Annotated in this window: 21 protein-coding genes; 15 read left to right on the top strand and 6 right to left on the bottom strand. The window is 69.7% G+C overall.

Annotated features, from left to right (window positions below):
- Positions 1 to 65: 65 nt before the first annotated feature.
- Entirely contained in the window at positions 66 to 1025 is a 960-nt protein-coding gene (locus HNR14_RS07400) for a DNA-3-methyladenine glycosylase family protein (protein WP_179700535.1), read from the top strand.
- 36 nt (positions 1026 to 1061) lie between these two features.
- Here HNR14_RS07400 and HNR14_RS07395 read toward each other — a convergent pair whose 3' ends face one another.
- A complete protein-coding gene (locus HNR14_RS07395) occupies positions 1062 to 1613 on the bottom strand; it encodes an SRPBCC domain-containing protein (protein ID WP_179700534.1) in 552 nt (183 codons plus the stop codon).
- Between the two features lie 130 nt (positions 1614 to 1743).
- Positions 1744 to 3360, bottom strand: a complete 1617-nt coding sequence (locus HNR14_RS07390) for a phytoene desaturase family protein (RefSeq protein WP_179700533.1) — start codon at positions 3358 to 3360, stop codon at positions 1744 to 1746.
- Positions 3361 to 3487: 127 nt separating this feature from the next.
- Here HNR14_RS07390 and HNR14_RS07385 point away from each other — a divergent pair, with 127 nt between their 5' ends.
- On the top strand, positions 3488 to 7216 hold the full coding sequence (locus HNR14_RS07385) for a proline dehydrogenase family protein (protein ID WP_179700532.1): 3729 nt from the start codon (positions 3488 to 3490) through the stop codon (positions 7214 to 7216).
- A gap of 4 nt (positions 7217 to 7220) precedes the next feature.
- Complete coding sequence (locus HNR14_RS07380; protein WP_179700531.1) at positions 7221 to 8075, top strand: aldo/keto reductase; 855 nt, start codon at positions 7221 to 7223, stop codon at positions 8073 to 8075.
- On the opposite strand, the gene HNR14_RS07375 is transcribed toward HNR14_RS07380, so the two are convergent.
- The 4 genes from HNR14_RS07375 to HNR14_RS07360 all read right to left on the bottom strand — a co-directional run bounded on the left by HNR14_RS07375 (position 8069) and on the right by HNR14_RS07360 (position 11240).
- Complete coding sequence (locus tag HNR14_RS07375; protein ID WP_179700530.1) at positions 8069 to 9502, bottom strand: ATP-binding protein; 1434 nt, start codon at positions 9500 to 9502, stop codon at positions 8069 to 8071. The two genes, HNR14_RS07380 and HNR14_RS07375, sit on opposite strands and share 7 nt — an antisense overlap.
- Positions 9499 to 10236, bottom strand: coding sequence for a response regulator transcription factor (locus HNR14_RS07370; RefSeq protein ID WP_021763690.1), 738 nt, complete (start codon positions 10234 to 10236; stop codon positions 9499 to 9501). Before HNR14_RS07370 ends, HNR14_RS07375 begins: the two co-directional genes overlap by 4 nt.
- An 88-nt stretch (positions 10237 to 10324) precedes the next feature.
- On the bottom strand, positions 10325 to 10750 hold the full coding sequence (locus tag HNR14_RS07365; RefSeq protein ID WP_179700529.1) for an SRPBCC family protein: 426 nt from the start codon (positions 10748 to 10750) through the stop codon (positions 10325 to 10327).
- A 52-nt stretch (positions 10751 to 10802) separates the two neighbouring features.
- Entirely contained in the window at positions 10803 to 11240 is a 438-nt protein-coding gene (locus HNR14_RS07360; protein WP_021763688.1) for an Lrp/AsnC family transcriptional regulator, read from the bottom strand.
- A 207-nt stretch (positions 11241 to 11447) separates the two neighbouring features.
- On the opposite strand from HNR14_RS07360, the gene HNR14_RS21335 reads away from it, so the two are divergent.
- From HNR14_RS21335 to HNR14_RS07300, 12 genes are all read left to right on the top strand, one after another.
- Positions 11448 to 13526: an alpha/beta hydrolase gene (locus HNR14_RS21335; protein ID WP_179700528.1), complete on the top strand. Its 2079-nt coding sequence runs from the start codon at positions 11448 to 11450 to the stop codon at positions 13524 to 13526.
- A 35-nt stretch (positions 13527 to 13561) separates the two neighbouring features.
- Positions 13562 to 14053 (top strand): hypothetical protein, encoded by a 492-nt coding sequence (locus tag HNR14_RS07350; RefSeq protein WP_179700527.1) that lies wholly within the window; start codon positions 13562 to 13564, stop codon positions 14051 to 14053.
- Positions 14050 to 14337 carry a WXG100 family type VII secretion target gene (locus HNR14_RS07345; protein ID WP_179700526.1) on the top strand — a complete coding sequence of 96 codons (288 nt, stop codon included), beginning with the start codon at positions 14050 to 14052 and terminating at the stop codon, positions 14335 to 14337. The genes HNR14_RS07350 and HNR14_RS07345 overlap by 4 nt, the downstream gene beginning before the upstream one ends.
- Positions 14338 to 14380: 43 nt before the next feature.
- A complete protein-coding gene (locus tag HNR14_RS07340) occupies positions 14381 to 15862 on the top strand; it encodes a peptide MFS transporter (protein WP_179700525.1) in 1482 nt (493 codons plus the stop codon).
- 97 nt (positions 15863 to 15959) lie between these two features.
- Positions 15960 to 16448, top strand: coding sequence for a hypothetical protein (locus HNR14_RS07335; protein WP_179700524.1), 489 nt, complete (start codon positions 15960 to 15962; stop codon positions 16446 to 16448).
- A 72-nt stretch (positions 16449 to 16520) separates the two neighbouring features.
- Positions 16521 to 17390 (top strand): LysR family transcriptional regulator, encoded by an 870-nt coding sequence (locus HNR14_RS07330; protein ID WP_179700523.1) that lies wholly within the window; start codon positions 16521 to 16523, stop codon positions 17388 to 17390.
- 77 nt (positions 17391 to 17467) lie between these two features.
- Positions 17468 to 17869 carry a hypothetical protein gene (locus tag HNR14_RS07325; RefSeq protein WP_179700522.1) on the top strand — a complete coding sequence of 134 codons (402 nt, stop codon included), beginning with the start codon at positions 17468 to 17470 and terminating at the stop codon, positions 17867 to 17869.
- A 10-nt stretch (positions 17870 to 17879) separates the two neighbouring features.
- A complete protein-coding gene (locus HNR14_RS07320; RefSeq protein ID WP_179700521.1) occupies positions 17880 to 18986 on the top strand; it encodes a sensor histidine kinase in 1107 nt (368 codons plus the stop codon).
- Complete coding sequence (locus HNR14_RS07315; protein ID WP_179700520.1) at positions 18983 to 19624, top strand: response regulator; 642 nt, start codon at positions 18983 to 18985, stop codon at positions 19622 to 19624. The genes HNR14_RS07320 and HNR14_RS07315 overlap by 4 nt, the downstream gene beginning before the upstream one ends.
- 169 nt (positions 19625 to 19793) lie before the next feature.
- On the top strand, positions 19794 to 21083 hold the full coding sequence (locus HNR14_RS07310; RefSeq protein WP_179700519.1) for a sugar ABC transporter substrate-binding protein: 1290 nt from the start codon (positions 19794 to 19796) through the stop codon (positions 21081 to 21083).
- Between the two features lie 4 nt (positions 21084 to 21087).
- Complete coding sequence (locus HNR14_RS07305; RefSeq protein ID WP_179700518.1) at positions 21088 to 22065, top strand: carbohydrate ABC transporter permease; 978 nt, start codon at positions 21088 to 21090, stop codon at positions 22063 to 22065.
- Positions 22062 to 22889 (top strand): carbohydrate ABC transporter permease, encoded by an 828-nt coding sequence (locus HNR14_RS07300; RefSeq protein WP_179700517.1) that lies wholly within the window; start codon positions 22062 to 22064, stop codon positions 22887 to 22889. The genes HNR14_RS07305 and HNR14_RS07300 overlap by 4 nt, the downstream gene beginning before the upstream one ends.
- The last annotated feature ends 9 nt before the right edge of the window (positions 22890 to 22898 follow it).

Here is a 22898-nt window from a genome sequence, read left to right as displayed (position 1 = left end):
CCGACACGCGGGAAGGGGCCTGGGGCGCTCATCCGCTGTCAGGAGGCTGACGTAGCATGTGCCGCATGACCGCCGTGCTGCCCGCCGCCTCCGGGTCGCACGCCCTCCCCGACGCGGAGACCGTCTACCGGCCCGCTGTCGCGATCGACGTGCCGGCCACGCTCGGCCTCCTCGGGCGCGGGCCCTACGACCCGACCACCCAGTGGGACCTCGGGGGCGTCTGGCGCACCTGGCGCACGCCTCACGGCCCGGCGACACTGCGCATTCATCGGCCGGCGCGGGACGGCTCGATCCGGGCGACGGCGTGGGGGCCGGGTGCCGCGTGGGCTGTCGACGCCGTGCCGGCGCTGCTCGGCCGCGACGACGACTGGAGCGGGCTCGACGTGAGCGGGCATCCACTGCTGCGCGGAAGCCTGCACCGTAATCCGGGCCTGCGGCTCGCCCGCACGGGACGCCTCCTGGAGGCACTCCTGCCGGCGATCATCGAGCAGCGGGTGACGAGCCTGGAGGCCTACCGCTCGTGGGCGCGTCTGCTCCGCTGGTACGGCGAGCCCGCACCGGGACCGGCTCCCGAGGGGATGCGCGTGGTGCCGACGATCGAGCAGTGGCGTGGCATCCCCTCCTGGGACTGGCATCGGGCGGGCGTCGACCCGCGGCGGGCGCGTGCAGTCCAAGCGGTGCTCGTCGTGGCCACCTCGCTCGAACGCGCGGCCGAGCGGGCGGAGACGCTGGCCGCGGCGGCCGACGCGCTGCGGACGGTGCCGGGCGTCGGACAGTGGACCGCCGCCGAGACCCTGCAGCGGTCGCACGCGCATCCCGATCTCGTGAGCGTCGGCGACTACCACCTGGCTCACTACGTCGGCGAAGCCCTCATCGGGCGCCGCGTGGATGACGACGGGATGCTCGAACTGCTGGAACCCTGGGCCGGGCACCGGCAGCGCGTGGTGCGGCTGATCCTCGCGAGCGGATTCCGGTTCGAACGTCGCGGGCCGCGGATGACCGTGCAGGATCACCGCTGGCACTGAGCCGTCAGCGAGGCGGGTTCTTCGGTGGCTGCCTGGTCAGCCGGTCGTGCCGTTGCGCAGGGCCTCGGCGTGCTCGACCTTCAGATCGTGGTCGAGCTCACGGCACAGCGTCTTGTAGTGGTCGAGGAAGTCGGGGTAGTACTCGTCCCAGACGGGCAGCGGCTTGCCGTCGTGCGCCGCGATCATCCGGTCGAGGTAGTAGTCCCAGCCCACCCCGTAATCCGCGCCCTCCGCGACGGTGTGCAGGAGGTCGCCGAAGGTGATCGTGGTGTGGCCGCTCGACTCCGTCAGGTGTACGAACATCCGGCGCGCCGGGGCGGTGCCGACGTCGACGTGCAGCCGGTGCGGGGCGTCGCAGAGCCGGATGGTCACGTTCTCCCACTCGGCGCCGTCGCCCTCCGCGTTCATCCGGAACTTCACGGCCCCGGTGGAGGGGGTGCCGGTGAACTCGCCGATCCATCGGCTGAGGTACGCGGACCTGCTGAAGTAGGCCCAGACCTCCTCGATCGGCGCGTGGACGATGCGGTCGAGCACCACATAGACCCCGTCGTCCTTGCGGACCAGTCTTCCCGTCGGCTGCGGTGTCATGATGACCTCCCATTGAGTCCGACCCTCGTGTCCCTCACCATAGTCACCGCCCGGGCATCGCGGCAGTGGTGGCGCTGGGCGGGTGATGGGTGGTGGGTGCGAGTCCTCTCAGCCCGCGCACGTGCCGCTCTCAGCCCTCCAGCACGGCCATCGCGGCGTTGTGCCCACCGAGCCCGCTGACCGCTCCGCCTCGGCGCGCGCCCGAGCCGCAGAGGAGGATGCGGGGGTGCTGCGTCGCGACCCCCCAGCGCTGTGCCGGCGTGCCGAGGGGTTCGTCGTCCTCGGCGAACGGCCACGACAGCGGTCCGTGGAAGATGTTGCCGCCGGGCATGTTGAGGGCGCGTTCGAGGTCGCGGGTGGTCTTGGTCTCGATGCAGGGATTGCCGTCGCCGTCGGTGAGCAGGAGGCTCTCGATCGGCTCGGCGAGCACGGAGTCGAGCGAGGCGAGCACGGCATCCTGCAGGCGCTGGCGTGTGGCGTCGTTGTTCTCGTCGGTCAGCCAGCGGTCGGGGGTGTGGAGGCCGAACACCGTGATGGTCTGCGCGCCGCTCTCCGCCAGCTCGGGATCGAGGATGCTGGGATCGGCGAGAGTGTGGCAGTAGATCTCGCAGGGCAGGAATTCCGGCATGACGCCGCGCAGCATTCCGGCGTGTGCGGCCTCGAGCTGCGTGTAGGTCTCGTTGATGTGGAACGTGCCGCCGAAGGCCGCCTGCGGGTCGAGCGACTCGTCGCGGAGCCGGGGGAGGCGGCTCAGCAGGAGGTTGACTTTGACCTGTGCGCCCTCGGCGCGCGGGCGGGCCGGGGTATCGGTGTCGGTGCGGGCACCGGAGTCGCCGTCCGCGTCGAGCAGGCGGTCGAGGACCTCCGGCGCGACGTTCACGAGGACGTGCTCGCCCTCGACATGACGCTCGTGGCCGTTGCGCAGGTAGGACACCGAACCGTCCGGATGGATGGCCGTGACCTCGGCGCCGGTGACGATGCGCGCGCCGGCCTCGCGAGCGACGCGGGCGAGCTCGCCGGTGACGGCGCCCATCCCGCCGATCGGAACATCCCACTCGCCCGTGCCCTGGCCGATGACGTGGTAGAGGAAGCAGCGGTTCTGATCGAGCGACGCGTCGGAGACGCTGGCGAACGTGCCGATGAGTGCGTCGGTCGCGGCGACGCCCCGGACGAGATCGCTCTGCAGGCGCGACTCGATGAAACCGCCGATGGGCTGCTCGATCAGGGCGTCCCAGAGCTCGTCGTCACCGACCAGGCCGCGGGCCTCCGAGCGGGTCAGGAGGGGCTCGGTCACCGTCGGCCAGAGGGCGCGCGCGACCTCTCCCGTCGACTCGTAGAAGGCGGTGAAGGCCTCGGCGTCCGCCGCTGCGCCGACGCGCGCGAAGGACGCCGCCGTCGCCTCCTGGTCGGTGTTGTCGATGAGTAGGCCGGCGCCCGTGGGGTCTCCCGGGACAGGCGTGTACGACGAGTACCGGCGGCGGGCGAGCCGGATGTCGAGCCCCAGGTCGTCGATGATGCGCTGGGGGAGGAGGCTCACGAGGTAGGAGTAGCGCGAGAGTCGCGCCTCCACCCCGGGGAACGCCTGCGCGCTGACCGCTGCACCGCCGACGTCGTCGAGGCGCTCGAGCAGGATCACGCTCTTGCCGGCCTTCGCGAGATAGGCCGCGGCGGTGAGCCCGTTGTGGCCGCCGCCGACGATCACGACGTCGTGCGTCGCGGCGGGGGAGGAGGGTGCGCTGTCCGTCATGCAAGAGAGCCTAGGCGACGCCCACGGCGAGACGAATGCTCTCCACAACGGTCGCTCCGGCTGCGACTTCTCCACATGTTCGAGCGCCGCCAGCGTCCGCGCGGCCGGGGTCGTTACAGTCGTGATCATGGTGGATGACACGGACGGCGCCCCGCAGCGCCCTGCTCAGCTGGCCCACGAGGCCGTCGAGCTGGTGCGCGTCTGGCTGACCGAGAGTGCCCGCGCGAGCGACGGCTCCCGGCAGGACCCGGCGGCCGAACGCCTCGCCGGCGTGCTCCGCGACCCGGACGGCCTCGATTTCGCGGTCGGGTTCGTGGACGGCGTCGCCCGCCCGCAGGACCTCTTCGTGGCGGGCTACAACCTGCAACGGGTCGCCAAGCGCATCCCGCGCTTCCTCCCCTGGTACATGCGGCTGGCGATCTGGCTCGGTGGCGTCTTCGGTCCGGTGGTGCCCTGGATCGTCATCCCCATCGCCCGGCGGGTGCTCCGACGCATGGTCGGCCACCTCGTCGTCGACGCGACGCCGCAGAAGCTCGGACCGGCCATCGCGCACCTCCGCACTCCCGCCGACCCGCAGGGCCACGGCGCCCGGCTCAACCTGAACCTGCTCGGCGAGGCGGTGCTCGGCGAGGCGGAGGCCGCACGCCGTCTGGAGGGTACGCGGGCGCTCCTGGCCAGGGACGACGTCGACTACGTGTCGATCAAGGTCTCCTCGATCGCGTCGCAGCTGTCGATGTGGGCGTTCGACGAGACCGTGCAGCGCGTGGTCGAACGGCTCACCCCGCTCTACGAGCTCGCCGCGACCTCCCCCACCCCCAAATTCATCAACCTCGACATGGAGGAGTACCGCGACCTCGACCTCACCGTCGCGGTCTTCACCGGCATCCTCGGCAAGCCGCAGTTCAGAGGACTCGAGGCGGGGATCGTGCTGCAGGCGTACCTGCCCGACGCTCTCGACGCCCTGCAGACGCTCACCGAGTGGGCCGCGGAGCGACGCGTGCAGGGCGGAGCCCCCATCAAGGTCCGCGTCGTCAAGGGAGCGAACCTCGCCATGGAGCACGTGGACGCCGCGATTCACGGCTGGCCGCTCGCGACCTATGGCAGCAAGCTCGAGACCGACGCCAACTACAAGCGCGTGCTGGACTGGGCGCTGACGCCCGAGCACACGGACGCGGTGAAGATCGGCGTCGCCGGCCACAACCTCTTCGATGTGGCGTACGCGTGGCTTCTCGCTTCACGACGGGGCGTGACAGAGCGGATCGACTTCGAGATGCTGCTCGGGATGGCGACAGCGCAGGCGGACGCGGTCAAGCGGACTGTTGGCGGCCTCCTGCTTTACACCCCCGTCGTCGACCCGGGCGAGTTCGACGTGGCGATCTCGTACCTCATCCGCCGGCTGGAGGAGAACGCGAGCCAGGAGAACTTCATGTCCGCGGTCTTCGAGCTGGACTCGGACCAGGCGCTGTTCGACCGGGAGAAGGAGCGCTTCCTCGCCTCGGTGGCGGCCCTCGAGGCCGACGCGCTCCCGCGGGGCGCCGCGCCCGTGCCGCATCGTCAGCAGGACCGGACCCGCGAGTGGGAGGAGGCGACCGCTCCGTCGTTCACGCGGCCGCCCGCAGTGCTTCCCGCCGGCCAGGGCGACGAAGGACTCACGAGCGTGGTCCTGGGTCTGTCGCGCGGATCCGCGGGCGACGGCCTGTTCGACGTCGAGGATCCCGCGCTCCCGTCGGCGGAAGCGGCGGCGTCGTCCGACTCGACGGCTGCGCCCGCTGCGTCGCCTCCCGTCGCGGCGAGGACGGCGGCCGCCGCCTTCCGCAACGCGCCGGACACCGACCCATCGATCGCCGCGAACCGCAGCTGGGGGCGTCGCATCCTCTCCCGGTCCACCTCCTCCGACCTCGGCTCCGCGACCATCGCGGCCGCCGCCGTGACGGACGCCACCCGGCTCGAGACGATCCTCCGGCAGACCGTCACCGCAGGCACCGCGTGGGGGGCGCGCAGCGGATACGACCGCGCCGCGGTGCTCGACCGTGCCGGGCACGCGCTGGAGGCCAACCGCGACCGCCTCATCGAGGTGATGGCCGCCGAGACGGGCAAGACCATCGCAGAGGCCGACCCGGAGGTGAGCGAGGCCGTCGACTTCGCCCACTACTACGCGGCGCTCGCGCGCGACCTCGACCGCGTGCAGGGCGCGCGATTCGTCCCCTCCGCGCTCACCGTGGTCACGCCGCCGTGGAACTTCCCCGTCGCCATCCCGGCAGGATCCGTGCTCTCCGCGCTCGCCGCGGGCAGCGCCGTGATCATCAAGCCGGCACCGCAGGCCAAGCGCTGTGCAGCGGTGCTCGTCGAGGCGCTGTGGGAGGCCGGAATCCCGCGAGAACTCCTCGCGCTCGCCGATGTGCCGGAGAACGAACTCGGCCGCTCGCTGATCGCCGACCCACGGGTCGGTCGCGTCATCCTCACCGGCTCGTACGAGACGGCGACGCTCTTCCGCTCGTGGCGGCCCGACCTCCCCCTCCTGGCGGAGACCAGCGGCAAGAACACCATCATCGTGACCCCGAGCGCCGACTACGACCTCGCCGTCTCCGACATCGTGAAGAGCGCGTTCGGCCACGCCGGGCAGAAATGCTCCGCGGCGAGCATCGTCATCCTGGTCGGCTCGGTCGCGCGCTCGGAGCGGTTCCGGCGCCAGCTGATCGACGCCACCACGAGCCTGCGCGTCGGCTATCCGTCCGATCCGACCAGCCAGATGGGCCCGTTGATCGAACCGGCCGCAGGAAAGCTCCTGCACGCCCTCACCACGCTCGGATCGGACGAGGAGTGGCTCGTGGAACCGAAGCGGCTGGACGACACCGGCCGTCTCTGGTCCCCGGGCATCCGCACCGGGGTCCAGCCCGGCTCCTACTTCCACCTCACCGAGTTCTTCGGCCCGGTGCTCGGGATCATGACCGCCCGGACTCTCGACGAGGCGGTGCGGTACCAGAACGCCGTCGAGTACGGCCTGACGGCCGGGCTCCACTCCCTCGACTCGAATGAGCTGGCGGAGTGGCTGGAGACCGTCGAGGCGGGCAACCTCTACGTCAACCGCGGCATCACCGGCGCGATCGTGCGGCGGCAACCGTTCGGCGGCTGGAAGCGTTCCTCCGTCGGGGCCGGCACGAAGGCGGGCGGTCCCAACTACCTCCTCGGACTCGGCGGATGGGTCCCCGAGGCGGGGCGATCCAGCGCCAGCCTGCATCTCCGCGGCCTCGAGGACCGCGTGTCGGATCTGATCGAGTCCGGGCAGTCGTCGATGGACTACGCCGCGTTCGACCTCGTCCGGCGCTCGGCGCTCAGCGACGCGATCGCCGTCGCCACCGAGTACCGCCAGGTGAAGGACGTGTTCGCGCTCGGGGTGGAGCGCAACCTCTTCCGCTACCGTCCCGTCCCCGTGACCATCCGGCTCTCGGAGGGGAGCACACTCGCGGAACTGCTGCGCATCATCGCGGCGGGGACGATCGCGCGCTCGCCGTTCGCGGTGAGCACCGCGCTCAAACTGCCCCGTGCGACGCACCACCTCCTCCGCGAACGCGAGATCGAGGTCACAGTGGAGGACGACGCCCAGTGGCTGGCGCGACTGCGCGGCGGTATGGCGGGCGTACACCGCATCCGGCTCATCGGGGGCGACCCGGTGGCCCTCGCCAACGCTCTCGGCGGCGCACCTGACATCGCCGTATACTCCGGGGCCGTGACGCCGTCGGGGCGGGTGGAGGTGCTCCCGTTCCTGCACGAGCAGGCGATCTCGATCACGAACCACCGCTTCGGCAACCCGACCTGGCTCTCCGACGAGGTGATCCGGACCGCGAGCGTAGGCTGAAGGCATGACGACCCCCGCCTCCGTCCCGTCCGCCGTGCCGTCTCTCGCCCTCAACTCGGGCGGCTCCATCCCGCAGCTCGGACTCGGCACCTGGCCGCTCGACGACGCCGAGGTCGAGAAGGCCATCGTCGCGGCAGCGGAGCTGGGCTACCGCCACGTCGACACCGCGGTCAAGTACGGCAACGAGATCGGCGTGGGCCGGGGCGTCGCCGCGAGCGGTGTCGCCCGCGAAGACTGGTTCGTCACCACCAAGCTCGACGGCGAGTACCAGGGACAGGACCGAGCCGTCGCCGGCCTCGACGCGAGTCTCGAGCGACTGGGGCTGGACTACGTGGACCTGCTCCTGATCCACTGGCCGCTGCCCGCACGCGGCGAGTTCGTCTCCACCTGGGAGACCTTCATCCGTCTCCGCGAGGCAGGGAAGGCCCGCGCGATCGGCGTCTCGAACTTCAAGCCGGCGCACCTCGACAAACTCATCACCGCCACGGGCGTCGTCCCCGCCGTCAACCAGATCCAGCTCAGCCCGGCGATCACCCGCCGAGAGCAGCGCGCATACGACACCGAGCATGGCATCCTGACCGAGTCGTGGAGCCCCCTGGGTGGCGGCTCGGGCGACCTGCTCTCCTCCCGCGTGCTCGCCCGCGTGGCCGAGAAGCACGACCGCACGCCCGGTCAGATCGTCCTGCGGTGGCACATCCAGAACGGCCTCGTCGTCATCCCGAAGTCGGCCAACCCGCAGCGGATGGCCGACAACCTCGCGGCGTTCGGCTTCGAGCTGGACGCAGACGACCTCGCCGCCATCGACACCCTCGACGAAGGCCCCGACGCCGGAGTCGACTCAGACCGCAGCGGTCACTGATCCGCCGGCCGCACGAGCGGCAGCGACACCGCGACGACCAGCCCGTTCGGTCGCCCGTTGGCGAGGACGACCTCGCCGCCCGCCGCCCCGGCCAGAGCCGCGACGATCGCCAGCCCGAGGCCGCCCCCGGCGCCCGACGTCGACGTTCGCGCCCCGTCGGCACGCGTGAAACGGTCGAGCGCGACCGGGATGAAGTCCTCCGGCATCCCGGGACCGGTGTCGCGCACCGTGAGCACGACGCGTTCGGCGTCGACGGTGATCTCCGCCGTCACCGTCGCATCCCCGTGCCCGGGCACCGAACGGATCGCGGTGATCGCGTTGCCCAGGAGGTTGTCCAGGATGCGGCCGACATCGGTCGGGCTCAGCGCGATGCGGGCGTCCGCGGCCGGCCTGCGCCGAGGGTCGTACTCGAAGTCGACCGAGATGCTGCCCGCGTCGTCGTCACCGCTGGCGAGGAGACGAGCCCGATCGATCGCGTCCGTGAGTTCGTCGACGAAGGTGCGCCAGTCGATGCGACCGCTCGTCGGGCCGGCCTCGATGCGGGACAGCTCCAACAGGTTGTTGGCCAGCTGACCGAGGCGCAGTGCGGTGGCGTGCGAGGAGCGGATGTCGTGGAGAAGTGCGGTCGGGTCGCCCGCATCGAGCTCGGCGAGTTCCAGCTGTCCGCGCAGCACGGCCAGGGGCGTGCGCAGCTCATGGCTGGCGTCGGAGACCATCTGGCGTTCACGGTCGGCGGAGGCGCGCAGCCGGCGGATGAGGTCGTTGAGCGTGGTGGCCAGCTCCGAGAGCTCGTCCTGCGCCGGCCCGACGGTGAGCACGCTGGTCGACGCCTCCTGGCCCGTGCGCTCCTCGCCCGCGATCAGCTCGGCCTGCTCGCGCATCCTGCTCACCGGTCGAAGGGCGGCCCGCGCCAGCAGCCAGGACGCGCCGCCGAAGCCGAGGATGAGCACGCCGGCGCCGATGAGCAGCGCGGCCGTCAGTCGGTCGAGGATGAGCGCGGTCGTCTCGTCGTTGCGCGCCGCGACGATGTGCACGACCCCTTCGGGCGTACTGACGGTCTGTGTGAGCACGAGGTACTGGTCGTCGCCGAGCTGGTACATGGTCGGCGTGCTGCCGAACGCGATCAGCTTGTCGACCTTCGGTTCCATCGCGGCGGGCAGAGTGGAGGCGAGGATCGCGCCGCTGGCATCCACGACGGCGAGCTCCTGGCCGCCGCCGGGGAGGTCGAACGGTCCCTGCGGACTGTTCTTCACCGACTCGGCGGGAGCCGCGATGTCGTTGTCGAGCAGCGTGACCGTCGCGTTGTGGAGGATCGAGGCGACGCCGATGCGGATGACGACCACCGCCGCGAGGCCGAAGAGCGAGGCGACGAGGAGGCTGCCGATGGTGATGCGCGCCGTGATCGACAGCCGTCGCAGCCACCTCACGACGTCGACGTCTCCAGCTTCTCGTCCTGCTTGCTCTCGCCCGTCGCTTTGGCGTCGAGCGCGTTCTTGGCGTCGAGCCGGTAGCCGCGGCCGCGCTCGGTGACGATCGAGAGGCCGGCCTCGGCGAGGTCGAGCTTCTTGCGCAGGTACGAGACGTACTGGTCGATGACGTTGGTGCCGATGTTCTCGGTCGTCCCCCACACGGACTCCAGGATGTCGGCGCGCGAGAGCGTCTTGTCCGGGTTGGTCGCGAAGAGGCGCAGCAGCGTGAACTCCCGGCGGCTGAGCGGCATCTCGTGTCCGTCGACGAGGGCCTGGTGCTCGTGCGAGTCGACGGTGAGCCGGCCCACGGTGACCTGGGGGCGCATCCCGGTCGGCTCGCGGCGCAGCAGAGCGCGCACGCGGGCGGCGAGCTCGGCGAAGGCGAACGGCTTCGTGAGGTAGTCGTCGGCGCCAGAGTCGAGCCCGTGGACGCGGTCCTCGATGGCGTCGCGCGCGGTGAGGAGCAGGATCGGCATCGGGTTCGCCGCCTCGCGGATGTGGCGGCACAGCTCGAAGCCGCTCATCCCGGGCAGCATCACGTCGATCGCGGCGGCCGAGTAGGCGTCGCTGCGCAGCGCGATCAGGGCATCGACACCATTGGTGACGAGGGTGACCTCGTAACCTTCGGCGGCGAGACCGCGCTGGACGAGGCCTCCCATGTCGGGGTCGTCTTCCACAACGAGCAGCTTCATGCGCCCATCGTGCCACTCTTCGCCGTGGTGGCGCTCGGTTACGTGGTCGCCGGGCGTCGCGCGGTCTGAGGATTCTCGCAGAGGACGTTCAGGATTGCTCGACCACGGATCGCAACGACTCGAGTGTCGACGCCCAGTTCGCAGACATCCGGTCGGCCTCCGCCCGGTCGGAGCAGCCGTCCTGGGTGATGGTCACGAGGGTGCGATCGCCGTCGTCGGCGAGCAGATAAGAGACCGTCTGGTAGCTCTCCGGGACGTCGGGTTTGCCGCTGAGAGGGCTGTAGTAGCTGGTCACGAGGCGCTCGCCGGGGACGATCTCGAGGATGGTCCCCTTGTCCTCGTAGGGTTTGCCCTCCCACTCGCCGCGGTACGTGATCGGCGAGCCCGCCTGCCAGTCCGTCGTGACGCGCGCGCCGTACATGTAGCGGGCGATCGTGTCGGGGTCGGTCAGTGCGTGCCAGATCGCGTCGCGACGCGCGGCGATCGGGAGGCTCGTGCGTGCTGTCTCGGTCATGCCACGAGTGTGCGCCGGCCCGCCGCCGTCGTCTTGAAGATTCGCGACGCGGTCAGGAGTTGCCGCGGTTGATCAGGCGCGACAGCACGATCGCGCTGCGTGTGTGATCGACGTTGGGGGCCAGGCGCACCTTCTCGAGGGCGGCCTCCAAGCTCGGGATGTCGCGGGAGCGGATGTGGACGATCGCGTCGGCGCTGCCCGTCACCGTGCCGGCGTCGACGACTTCTGGGACGGCGGAGAGGATCCGCAGCAGCTCCTCGGGCGAGACGGTGCCACGGCAGAAGAGCTCGACATAGGCCTCGGTGCTCATGCCGTCGATCGCGGGGTCGACCTGGATGGTGAACCCGCGGATGACGCCATCGGCCACCAGCCGGTCCACGCGGCGCTTCACGGCGGACGCGGACAGCCCGACGACCGAGCCGATGTCGCCGTATCCCGCCCGCGCGTTCTGACGGAGGAGGTCGAGGATGCTGCGATCGAGGTTGTCCACGGCGCAAGCTTAGGGTGGATCGTTGCGTGGCCGGGAGTGTTACGCGGGAATCGTGCGTGGATACGCAGGGAGTGGTCAACGACGGGCCCTCTGCGCCGATCGTGACATCTCGTTCTTTCCATGCATTCCAAATATTGAGCTGGGTATTTTTGATCGATACCTTCGAGTCATGTCTGTTGTGGGGGTGGATACCGACGACGTCGGGGCGTGCGGCAGGCGATTCGAGGGATATCCGGAATCGCCGGTCGCTGTCGCGATGTCCGGGTCCGAGAGCGTGAGTACGGCCGTGTCGGGCTTCGCCGTCGCGTGGGGGAGGGCCGATGGGCTGGTCGCGAACGACGACGGGGAATTCGTCGCGCGGCTGACCCGGGCATCGAGCCTCTTCGCGGAAGCGGAGGCGTCGATCGCCGAGCAAGGAAGGCGGTCGGGCTCGTGACGCTCGAGCTGGGGCAGACTTCGCGCCCGGAGGACCTCGTCGAGGGCGACCCGCACGCGCTCGGCGAGCAGGCGGAACGGTGGGAGGTTCAGGCGCGATCAGTTGTCGCGGCCGCCGCGGAATATCGCAAAGCCGTACCGGAAGTGTGGGAAGGGGCTGCGGCGGAGGCGTTCAGCGCTGCGCGAGAGCGGCACCTCACCCGGACGACGGCGGCGGCGACGGCCTATCGGGAGGCTGCCGCTGCACTCTCCGCGCACGCTGCGGAGATCGCTGCTGCACTCCGCGTCGCCGACCGGGCGATCGCCGAGTGGTCGCGGGGCGAGACGGCGACCGCGGCCGCCCGTCGAAAACATGACGACGAGAAGGCGCGTGCAGCGAGCACGCCGTTCGCGCTTCCGGTGCTGTCGGTCTTCGTCGATCCGGGAGTGGCGATCCGGGACAACGCCGAAGCGCTCCTGACGGATGCGCGCGCGGCGGTCTCCACGAGCGACGGTGACACCGCCCGAGTGCTGCGCACTCTCACGGGCCGGGCCTTCACGGGATCCGTGTTCGGGACGGCTCCGCTGCCCGCGGGGCTCGCCGAGGTCATGGCGTACGCCGGCGAGAAGAAGCTGCTCCGCGACCTCCGGCGCATGTCCGGCTCCGAACTCGAAGCGTATGCCGCGGCGCACCCCGAGCTGCTCGACCGCCTGCTCGATCTCGGACCGGGACACATCGCCGCCTGGTGGCGGAAGCTCGACGACGCCACCCGCTCCCGCCTCGCCCGCAGCATCCCGCGCGTCGTCGGCAATCTCGACGGCGTCGACGCCCGCACCCGCTCCGAGGTGAACGAACGGATGCTGACGAAAGACATCGCCGCCCTGGAAGACGAGCTCGAGAGGCTGCGACGAACCACGGACGGCCTCGCCCCTGGTAGTCGCGCCCTCTTCGACCGACTCATCGAGAAGGACGAGAAGCTCCTCGCCGAACTCACGGCCATCCGCCGTGCTTTCGGCGGCGGCCCCGAGGGCACCCCGCCGCACCAGCTCTATGCCTACCAACCGGGCGAGCACACCAAGGTGGCGCTGAGCACCGGCCTCATCGACGACGCCGAACACGTCAGCCTGATCGTGCCGGGCATGGGAACGACGGCGGGGGATATAGGGAGGTATGCCAAGGCTTCAGAGAATCTTTTGCGGCTCCAGAGCGCAGTTTCAGGTCTCGGAGCCTCGAAGATCGCAGTTCTGGCCTGGCTCGACTACAAGCCGCCGATGGCGCTGGATGTTTCTGGCGTACTTGGAAATGACCTTGCAGAGGCCGGAGCGGACCGACTGGTAAACACGTTGCAGGGTATGCAAGCGATCAAGGGCTGGGAGGCTCAGTCGCCTCATCTTTCGGTCGTCGCCCATTCTTATGGCACCAATGTCGCGGCGGTCGCTCTCGCACGCCCAGGGGGAGGAGCGGGCAACGTCGTGATGCTCGGATCCGCGGGCGTCTCCGGCGGAGCTCCGGTCGCCGCCGCACTCCACGTCCCCCTCGGTGAGGTCTATGCGACACAAGCTGTCGCTGATGAGTGGGCTCCGATCGGACAGGCGCTGTCGGGGCGCACCGATCCCACAGGTGCGGCGTACGGGGCTCACGTCGTCACGTCCGAAGGGACGACGATCGACGGTCGAGAGATGAAATGTGTGGACAGTCATGGGCCGTTCGGCAACGGGGCTGGACTGAGCTATCTCGACGAGTATTCCGCGGCGCAGTACGCAACCGCGAAAGCCACGATGGGGCAGGGTGCGACACTTCCTCACGACGGGGATCCTGACGATCGGTCGTGGCAGAGAACTGAGAACAGGATCGCGAAATGGGGACGTTGAGGTTGCGGGTGGTGCGCGCATTGAGCGTGGCAGCAGTGATCGCATCTGCCGGTGGATCGCCCGCCTGCACGCAGACGAAATTCGAGCAGGAGGGTCATCTGATGAAGCATGAGGAGGCGAAGGCGGAGGTCGAGAAACTGTACGAGCAGACCCTCGCGATTGTGGGTGACGGATGGGACGCGCCTTCCTCCGCATCGTGGGGAGCGTGCGGAAAGTGGAGTCTGGGAAAGGACAGGGACAGCTGGTCGCGCTTCACTCAGCGCTTCGGGCAGCTCGAGGAACCCCCGGAGGAAATCGCAGCGCGCGTGGCTGAACTCTGGAACGGACTCGGTTACGCCGTTCGAGTTGTTGCGGACGACACTCTCACACCTCCGCGGAAAGTCGTCTCGTATCCCGGTTATCTCGCGGGGACCACGTCCGACGGATTCGGGGCACTGTTCACCGTCGGTGACGGGTACGCCGACTTCAGCGCCGGAAGTCGTTGCGTCCCCTCGGATCCGGACCTCGAGGGTCAGGTCCCGTCATGACCGCGTTCAGAGTGGATCCGGAGCAGCTCGAGGAGCTGGCGGGGGAGTTGCGGCGGCGAGGGGAGCAACTCGTGGAGGGGCGCGAGGTGCTCGCGAAAGCGGCGCGCGGGGTCGCCGGCAAGTGGTCGGGCGGTGCGCGGGACGAGTTCGTCGCGGCCCACACGCGCTGGGACCAGGACCACCGGACGCGCGTGGAGGCGCTCGCCGGGGCCGCTGCAATGGCGGAGGAGTCGGCGGCGACCTATCGCGAAGTCGACCGGGCCGTCGCGGAGATGTTCGAATGAGCGCGGCCTCCCGCACGCCCCGACGCGGTGGGAGCATGTGCGCATGAGCGACACCAGTGAAGTGAAGCCGGCACCGCAGCCGGAGGACCGCGAGAGCCACGGCTTCTTCGGCCAGCCGCGCGCCCTGGCGAACATCTTCGGGGTGGAGATGTGGGAGCGGTTCTCGTTCTACGGCATGCAGGGCATCCTGCTCATCTACCTCTACTACTCGGTCGAGAAGGGCGGCCTGGGGCTCGACCAGGCGACCGCGGCGGGGATCGTCGGCGCGTACGGCGGAGCCGTCTACCTCTCGACCATCCTCGGCGCGTGGCTCGCCGACCGACTCTTCGGCTCCGAACGCATCCTGTTCTGGAGCGCGGTCGTCATCATGGCCGGACACATCGCACTGGCACTCCTGCCCGGATTCGCGGGTGTCATCGTCGGCCTGATCTTCGTCGCCGTCGGCAGCGGCGGCCTGAAAGCCAACGCGACCCGGATCGTCGGGACGCTCTACGACGAGCACGACTCCCGCCGCGACGCGGGGTTCTCGCTGTTCTACCTCGGGATCAACCTGGGCGGCTTCCTCGGACCGCTGCTCACCGGACTGCTGCAGACCACGCTCGGCTTCCACTACGGCTTCGCGCTCGCCGCGCTCGGGATGGCGATCGGCCTCATCCAGTACTCGATCGGCCGCAAACGGCTCCCGGACGAAGCACGCGCCGTACCCAACCCGCTCCCGGCGAAGCGGTACCCGCTCGTCATCGGCGTCACCGCCGCAGCCCTGGTGGTCGTGGTCGCACTCGTGCTCACCGGGGTGATCACGGCGCAGAACCTCGCGCTGGTCGTGATCGTCGTCACCATCGCGGCCGCGATCGCGTACTTCACGGTCATCCTGACGTCCCGCCTCGTCACCAAAGAGGAACGCAGCAGGATCCTGGCGTTCATCCCGCTCTTCATCACCAGTGCGGCGTTCTGGTCCCTCTACCAGCAGCAGTTCACGGTGCTGACGATCTACTCCGACGAACGCCTCGACCGGAACCTGTTCGGCTGGGACTTCCCCGTCTCGTGGGTGCAGTCCATCAACCCGATCTTCATCATCATCCTCTCCGGCGTCTTCGCTGCGATCTGGACGAAATGGGGCGACAAGCAGCCGTCCACCCCGATCAAGTTCGCCGCAGGGACGATCCTCATGGGGCTCACGTTCTGGCTGTTCCTGTTCTGGGCGGGAGGGGGCAAGAACAGCACGCCCCTCCTGGCGGTCGTCGGCATCCTCCTCGCCTTCACGATCGCCGAGCTCCTGCTCTCCCCGGTCGGCCTCTCCGCCTCCACCAAACTCGCGCCACATGCCTTCCAGGCGCAGATGGTCGCCCTCTTCTTCCTCTCCGTCGCCCTCGGGACGGCGATGGCCGGACAGCTCGCCAAGCTGTACACGCCGGCAACAGAAGGGGTCTACTTCGGCATCATCGGAGGAGTGGCGGTCGGCGTGGGTGTCGTCCTCGTGCTGCTCACCCCCTGGGTCCTGCGCATGATGAAGGGAGTGCGCTGACCGGCCACCGTCAGGGAAGCGCACAGAACGACCCGCGTCCCGCATGGGATCCGTCAGGACCAGCCCGCGGGAGGCGCTCGCCGCGTAGACCGGATGCATGACCCTCACCCGCATCATCCCCACGCTCCGCTGCAGCATCCCCGAACCCCTCGACGCCACCCGCTGGCCCGCCCACACCCACCCCACGACGACGGACGTGGTCATCGCCGGCGTCTCGCTCGTCCGCCTCGCCGACTGGTGCACCACCCCCTGCGTCCACACGGACGACGACGCAGCCGCCGTCGTCACCAGCGTCACGAACGTGGTGCGACACCCCGGCGGCGGCCTCGACATCGAACTCGACGCCGACCTGCGCACCATCGCCGCCGAGACCTCCCAAGCGCGGCTCATCGGCCGCGCCTCCCCGGCGCCGCTCTGCACCGTCCACGCCGGCCCCCGCCTCATGGACCTGCCGGCGGACCTGCACCCGAGCGACCTCGTCGCCCTCCCCGCCCACGGACCCATCACGCTGAGCAACGTCGACCCCCACCGCCACGCCCACACCGGCGAAACGACGGCCGCGCCCACCGGTCGCTGCGGCCGCTGACAGGCTCCGCCGCGCACCCCAGGCATTGGTCGAGCAAATCGGAAAGGCCGGATTCAGCAGTATCCTTGCTGAATGGAACTGCGTCAGCTCGAGCACTTCGTCACCGTCGCGGAGGAGCGGCACTTCACCCGCGCCGCCGAGCTGCTGCAGATCTCCCAATCGGGACTGTCGGCTTCCATCCGCTCCCTCGAGCAGGAACTGGGCACCTCCCTCTTCATCCGGAGCACCCGCCGCGTCGAGCTGACGACGGCCGGACAAGCCCTCCTCGCCGACTCCGTGCGCACCCTCGCGAGCGCCGCCGCCGCACGCGACGCCGTCGCGGCCGTGCGCGGACTGCAGCGCGGACGACTGACCGTCGGCGCCGAGCCGTGCCTCGGCTCCGTCGACCTGCCCGCCGAACTGGCCGCGTTCCGCACCGCCAACCCGGGCGTGGAGGTGCGCCTCCGCCAGACCGGATCGGTCGAACTCGTGGACGCGGTCGCGAACGGGCAGGTGGATGTCGCCCTCGTCGTCGACACCGGCCACACGCCCGTCGGAGTGCGCCTGCGCCGGCTCAGCACGCAAGACCTGCTCGTGCTCTGCCACCCCGACCACCGCTACTCCGGCGAGGAGAGCCTCCCGATCGAAAGCCTGCGCGGCGAGACGATGATTGGCTTCCAGGAGGGCTGGGGGGCGCAAGCCCTGACGCGGCGCGCGTTCGCGGCGGCCGGGCTGGACTACCGGCCCGCGATGGAGGTCAACGACGTGCACCCGCTGCTCGACCTGGTCGGGTACGACCTGGGAGTGGCCGTCGTCCCCGCGAGCTTCGCCCGCAAGCGCCCCGACACGCTGCGGGCCGTCCCGCTCTCGGGCGACGTCCCGAAGTGGACCGTGGCGGTCGCGGCGTCGGAGGAGCCGAGCCCGGCTGCGGCGGCGTTCCTGCGCCAGGTCAGCATCGCCTGAGCACCCTCCACCGATCGGTCGTCGACTCCGGCCGATCGGTTGATCCGGCGAGCGGGCCGCGTCGCGACGCTGGAAGCATGATTCGCACATCCATTCGCGCCGCGTTCCGTCCAATCCTCGTTCTGCTCACCGCCTTCCTCGCGGTCAGCGTGGCGATGGAGGCCGCGCTCATCGTCCAGAGCACGAGCGGCGGCGATGTCGCCATCGCCGTCTGGATCCGTTGCTCCCTCGTGCTCGGCAGTGCGGTCGTGCTGCTGCTGATCGCGCGCTCGGCCGCACGCGGCTCCCGATCGTCCTGGCTGCGGCTGGTGATCATCGCCCCGGTCGTGGTCGCGGCGGTGATCGTCATCGTCTCCATCCCCGGCTTCCTCCCCGACTGGGTGCGCATCGAGCAGGCAGCGTGCGGCGCCCTCGTGCTCCCTGCCGCGATCCTGGCCGCCCTGCCACGCACGCGTGCCCTCTTCCCGTCGGACGCGTAGGGTCGGCAGCATGGTCGATCCTCGCTGGCGGACCGTGCTCGCGGTCACGCCCTATCTGGTTGCGGGGATGCTCGCCGCCTTCGCGGTCGGGGTCGGATGGGGTCGGTGGGCGACGCTCGTGCCCGAGCTCATCCTGTGCGCAGCGTATGCGGCCTGGGTGCTCGTGCTGCGCGACCTCCCGCTTCCGTGGCGCGGACGTCCGACTGCGATCGCGACCCTCATGGTCGGCACCATCGCCATCAACCTCGCCCTGGTCCAGCTCGACAGCTGGTTCGCGTTCCTCACGATCGCGACCTTCTCCCTCGCGTACTCGCTCGTCGAGTGGCCGTGGGAGCTGGCGGCGGTCGGCGCCACGGCGGTCGTGGCGGGGCTGGCCCAGGCCTCCGGGCTCGAGCTGGGGCCGGCAGGGGTTGTCGGACGGGTGGTCGTTGTGGCGATCAACGTCATCATCATGTGCGGCCTCTCGTTCGGGCTCCGCGTCGCGCGGAAGCAGGAGGAGCGCGCAGCCACCATGCTCGAGCGGGCGAGGCTCGCCCACGAGATCCACGACACGCTTGCCCAGGGCTTCGCCGGCATCGTGATGCAGCTGCAGGCGGCCGAGCAGGCCGACGACGATGCGAGCCGCGACCGGCACACCGGTGCGGCTCTGGCCCTCGCCAGGGAGGGGCTCTCGGAGGCCAGGCGCTCGATGCACGCCCTGCGTCCGGGCGCCCTCGACGCGGCGGGCCTGGCCGATGCGATCGCGGAGGCCGCACGGCGCTGGTCGGAGCGGACGGGCATCCCGGTCGCCCTCGACGCCAGGGATGCGGCGGACCCGCTCCCGACGGACGCCGAGGTCGCTCTGCTGCGGACCGCCCAGGAGGCGTTGGCGAACGTGGAGCGCCATGCCGACGCGCGCCACGTCACCCTGACCCTGCGCCACGACGCCCGGGGCGCCCGGTTGGAGGTGCGCGACGACGGCCGCGGCTTCGACCCGGCATTCCCGCGCCGGGACGACATCGACGGCGGCTACGGACTGATCGCCATGCGGGAGCGCATCTCCGGGCTCGCTGGCACGGTCGAGATCGAGTCGAGCCCGGGGCGGGGCACGGCCGTGCGCGTCGAGGTGCCCGCATGAGCCCGGTGCGGCTGATGGTCGTCGACGACCACCCCGTCGTGCGCGACGGCATCATCGGCATGGTCTCCTCTGATCCGGGGATCGACGTCGTCGGCGAGGCGTCCGACGGTGCGGAAGCGGTCGGCCTGGCGCGCGCGCTCGAGCCGGACGTCGTGCTGATGGACCTCCGGATGCCGGGGATGGACGGCGTGAGCGCGATCCGGGAGCTCTCGCGTCTGGGGGTGTCGAGCCGGGTCGTGGTCCTCACCACCTACGCCTCGGACGCGGACGTGCTGCCGGCGATCGAAGCCGGTGCAACCGGCTATCTGCTCAAGGACGTCCCGCGCGACGAACTCGTGCGTGCCATCCACGCGGCGGCGAGTGGACACGCACCGCTCGCGCCGGCGGTCGCGTCCAGGCTGGTCGATCGCGTGCGGACACCGGAGGCCGGCCTGCTCAGCACCCGCGAGCTGCAGGTGCTCGCCCTGGTCGCCGACGGTGCGACGAACCGGGAGGTGGGCAGCCGGCTGCATGTCAGCGAGGCGACGGTGAAGACGCACCTGCTCAGCGTCTACACCAAGCTCGGCGTTGGTGATCGTGCGGCGGCCGTGGCGGAGGGCTTCCGTCGGGGGCTCCTCGGCGCGTCGTCCTCCTCCTGAATCACCGACGCGTCCGCCCATCGATCGCCCGTCACGGCGCCGTTACATACCTTTTACATGTGTAGAGTGGAAATAACTTGCAAGCACACGTCGAAGTGTGAAGGATAGTTTCATCCCGGATGCAGGGCATCCACCAACACATTCCCGGTTTCGAAGAGGAGACAGCACCATGAAGAAGCGCTACCTCTCCGTCGCCGCCGTCACGATCGCAGCATTGGCCCTCACGGCCTGCTCGAGCGGTGGCAGCGGCGATGGGGGCTCGGTCGACGCGAAGGGCCAGAAGCTCAGCGTGTGGATCATGCAGGGCACCAACCCCGACTCCACGGCCTTCTTCAAGGAGGTCGGCGACGAGTTCAAGAAGGAGACCGGAGCCACGCTCGACGTGCAGTTCGTCCAGTGGGCCGACGCGCACGACCGGTTCGTGACCTCCATCGCCGGCAACACGACGCCGGACGTCGCGGAGACCGGCACCACCTGGACCGCCGAGTTCGCCGACGCCGGGGCGCTCGCCCCGATCGGCGACTACGTCGAGAAGGCCGGACTCGAGGACGACCTGGTGAAGGGCCTCAAGGAGTCGGGCACCTACGACGGCGAGCTCTACGGCATGCCGTGGTACGCCGGCGTCCGCTCGCTGGTCTACCGCGCCGACGTGTTCAAGGAGCTCGGCATCGAGGCTCCGAAGACGTGGGACGACATCGTCGCCGCCGGCGAGAAGATCAAGGCCGCCAAGCCCGACATGATCCCGTTCGCCGTCCCCGGCACCGCCGAGTTCGGCGTGTACCCGTGGGTCTGGGGCGCCGGCGGCCAGGTCGCCACCGAGAAGGGCGGCACCTGGACCTCGGGTCTCGACAGCGCCAAGTCGCGTGAGGGCATCCAGTTCTACACCGACCTCGCCACCAAGTACGGCTTCTCCACCTCCGGCGCCACCACCTGGAAGGAGACCGACGTGCTCGACAACTTCAACCAGGGCAAGGTCGCGATGGCCATCCAGGGCTCCTGGACCCCGGCCACCATCGTGCAGAAGGCCCCCGACCTCGAGGGCAAGATCGCCGCGACCCCGATCCCGGGCAAGGACGGCGGCATCAGCCCGTCGGTCCTCGGCGGCTCGCACCTGAGCGTGTTCAACACGGCCAAGAACAAGGACCTGGCCTGGAAGTTCGTCGAGATGATGACCACGGGCAAGTACGCCCAGGAGTGGGCGTCGCAGACCGGCTACTTCTCCGGTCTGAACTCGCTGGTCAAGAAGGCGATGGAGTCGGACGACCCGCTGGTCAAGCCGTTCGCCACGCAGATGGTCGACGGCGGCGCGTCCGTGCCGGTCACCCCGCAGTTCGGCGCGGTGCAGGCCAAGCAGACGACTAACGCGATGATCCAGTCCATCCTCTCCGGGCAGAAGACGGTCGACCAGGCGACGACCGACGCGGCCAAGGAGATGACCCAGCTGCTGAACGACAAGTAGCCCGATGGCCATCGACGTTCGTCCCGAGACGCCGGCCGTGCGCACTGCGCGCGGCCGGCGCCCCGGCGCCCCCGCCCCGAAGCGCAAGCGCTCGTTCATCGCCGTGAGCCGGCCGTGGCTGCTGCTCGCCCCCGCGCTGGTCGTGCTCGCCGGGCTGCTGCTGTGGCCCCTGATCCGCGTGGTCATCATCTCGCTGCAGGACTACGGTCTGCGCGAGATCGTCAGCGGCAAGACGAACTTCATCGGCTTCGACAACTACGCCGAGATCTTCGGCAATGCCACGCTGTGGACGGTCGCGCTCCCTAACACCGTGATCTTCGCCATCCTGTCGGTCGCCGGCACGGTCGCCCTCGGCACGCTCGTCGCGCTGCTGATGGCGAGCCTCGGCCCGACCTGGCGGACCATCGTCGGCAGCGCGATCATGGTCGCCTGGGCGATGCCCGCAGTGACCGGCACCTATGTCTGGGTCTGGATCTTCGACGCGGACAACGGCATCGTCAACCAGGTGCTCAAGAACCTCGGGCTGATGCACGAGTCGTTCAACTGGTTCACCAACCCGTTCACGTTCTACGGGATCGTGCTCCTCAACATCATCCACCACGGCTTCCCGTTCGTCGCGATCACCGTGCTCGCCGGCCTACTCGGCGTCTCGAAGGAGATGCTGGAGGCGGCGGCGATGGACGGCGCGGGAGCGGTGCGCCGCTTCTTCTCGATCATCGTGCCGTCGCTGAAGCAGGTCTTCGCCGTGGTGATCATCCTGTCCACGATCTGGGACTTCAAAGTCTTCGCGCAGGTGTATCTGATGCCGGGAGGCTCGGGGTCCAACCGCCAGGTGCTCAACCTCGGCGTGTGGTCGTACGTGGAGTCGTTCGGTCAGAACCGGTACGGCTTCGGTTCCGCGATCGCCGTCCTGCTGACGCTGGTGCTGCTCGCGATCACGGTGGTCTACGTCCGCACGATGCTCAAGGAGGACAAGCTGTGAAGCGCTCGATCGGCGGCAAGATCGGCAAGGGCGTTCTCGTCGCCCTGCTGCTCGTCTTCACGCTCTTCCCGGTCTACTGGATGCTGTCCAGCGCGTTCGACAAGCGCGCGTCGAGCGGTGGTCAGTCGCTCATCCCGCAGGAGTTCACGCTCGACAACTTCGCGTACGTGCTCACCAAGGGCGGCTTCGACGTCTTCCTCCGCAACTCGCTGATCGTCGCGGTCGCCGTCGTGGTGATCTCGGCGGTCCTCGCCCTGCTGGCGTCGGTCGCGGTGGCGCGGTTCAACTTCAAATTCCGCACCGCGATGCTGTTCATGATCCTCTCCGTGCAGATGGTGCCGCTGGAGGCCCTCGTCATCCCGCTGTTCGTTCAGGTGCGCGACCTCGGCCTCCTGAACCAGCTGCTGGGCCTGATCGTCGTGTACGTCGCGCTGTCCCTGCCCTTCGGCATCTGGATGCTGCGCGGTTTCGTGGCGGCGGTGCCGGTGGAGCTGGAGGAGGCCGCCTACCTCGACGGCGCCAGCTGGTGGCGGATGTTCCGCTCTGTGCTGTTCCCGCTGGTGATGCCGGGCCTGGTCGCGACGAGCGTCTTCGCCTTCATCACGGCGTGGAACGAGTTCATCTTCGCGATGACCCTGCTGGGCGGCGCGAGCGACAACTACACGGTCGCGATCGGTCTGAAGCAGTTCTTCGGCGAGCACACGAACGAGTGGGGCTACGTGATGGCGGCCTCGACCATCATCACGATCCCGGTCATGATCTTCTTCGTGCTGGTGCAGCGCCGCCTGTCGAGCGGCCTGGTCGCCGGCGCCGTCAAGGGCTAGGGGGAGCGG

This window comes from Leifsonia naganoensis (assembly GCF_013410615.1).
Taxonomy (GTDB): Bacteria; Actinomycetota; Actinomycetes; order Actinomycetales; family Microbacteriaceae; genus Leifsonia; species Leifsonia aquatica.
The sequence above is the reverse complement of the archived record's forward strand: the minus strand, read 5'-3'. Positions and strand labels throughout refer to the sequence as shown.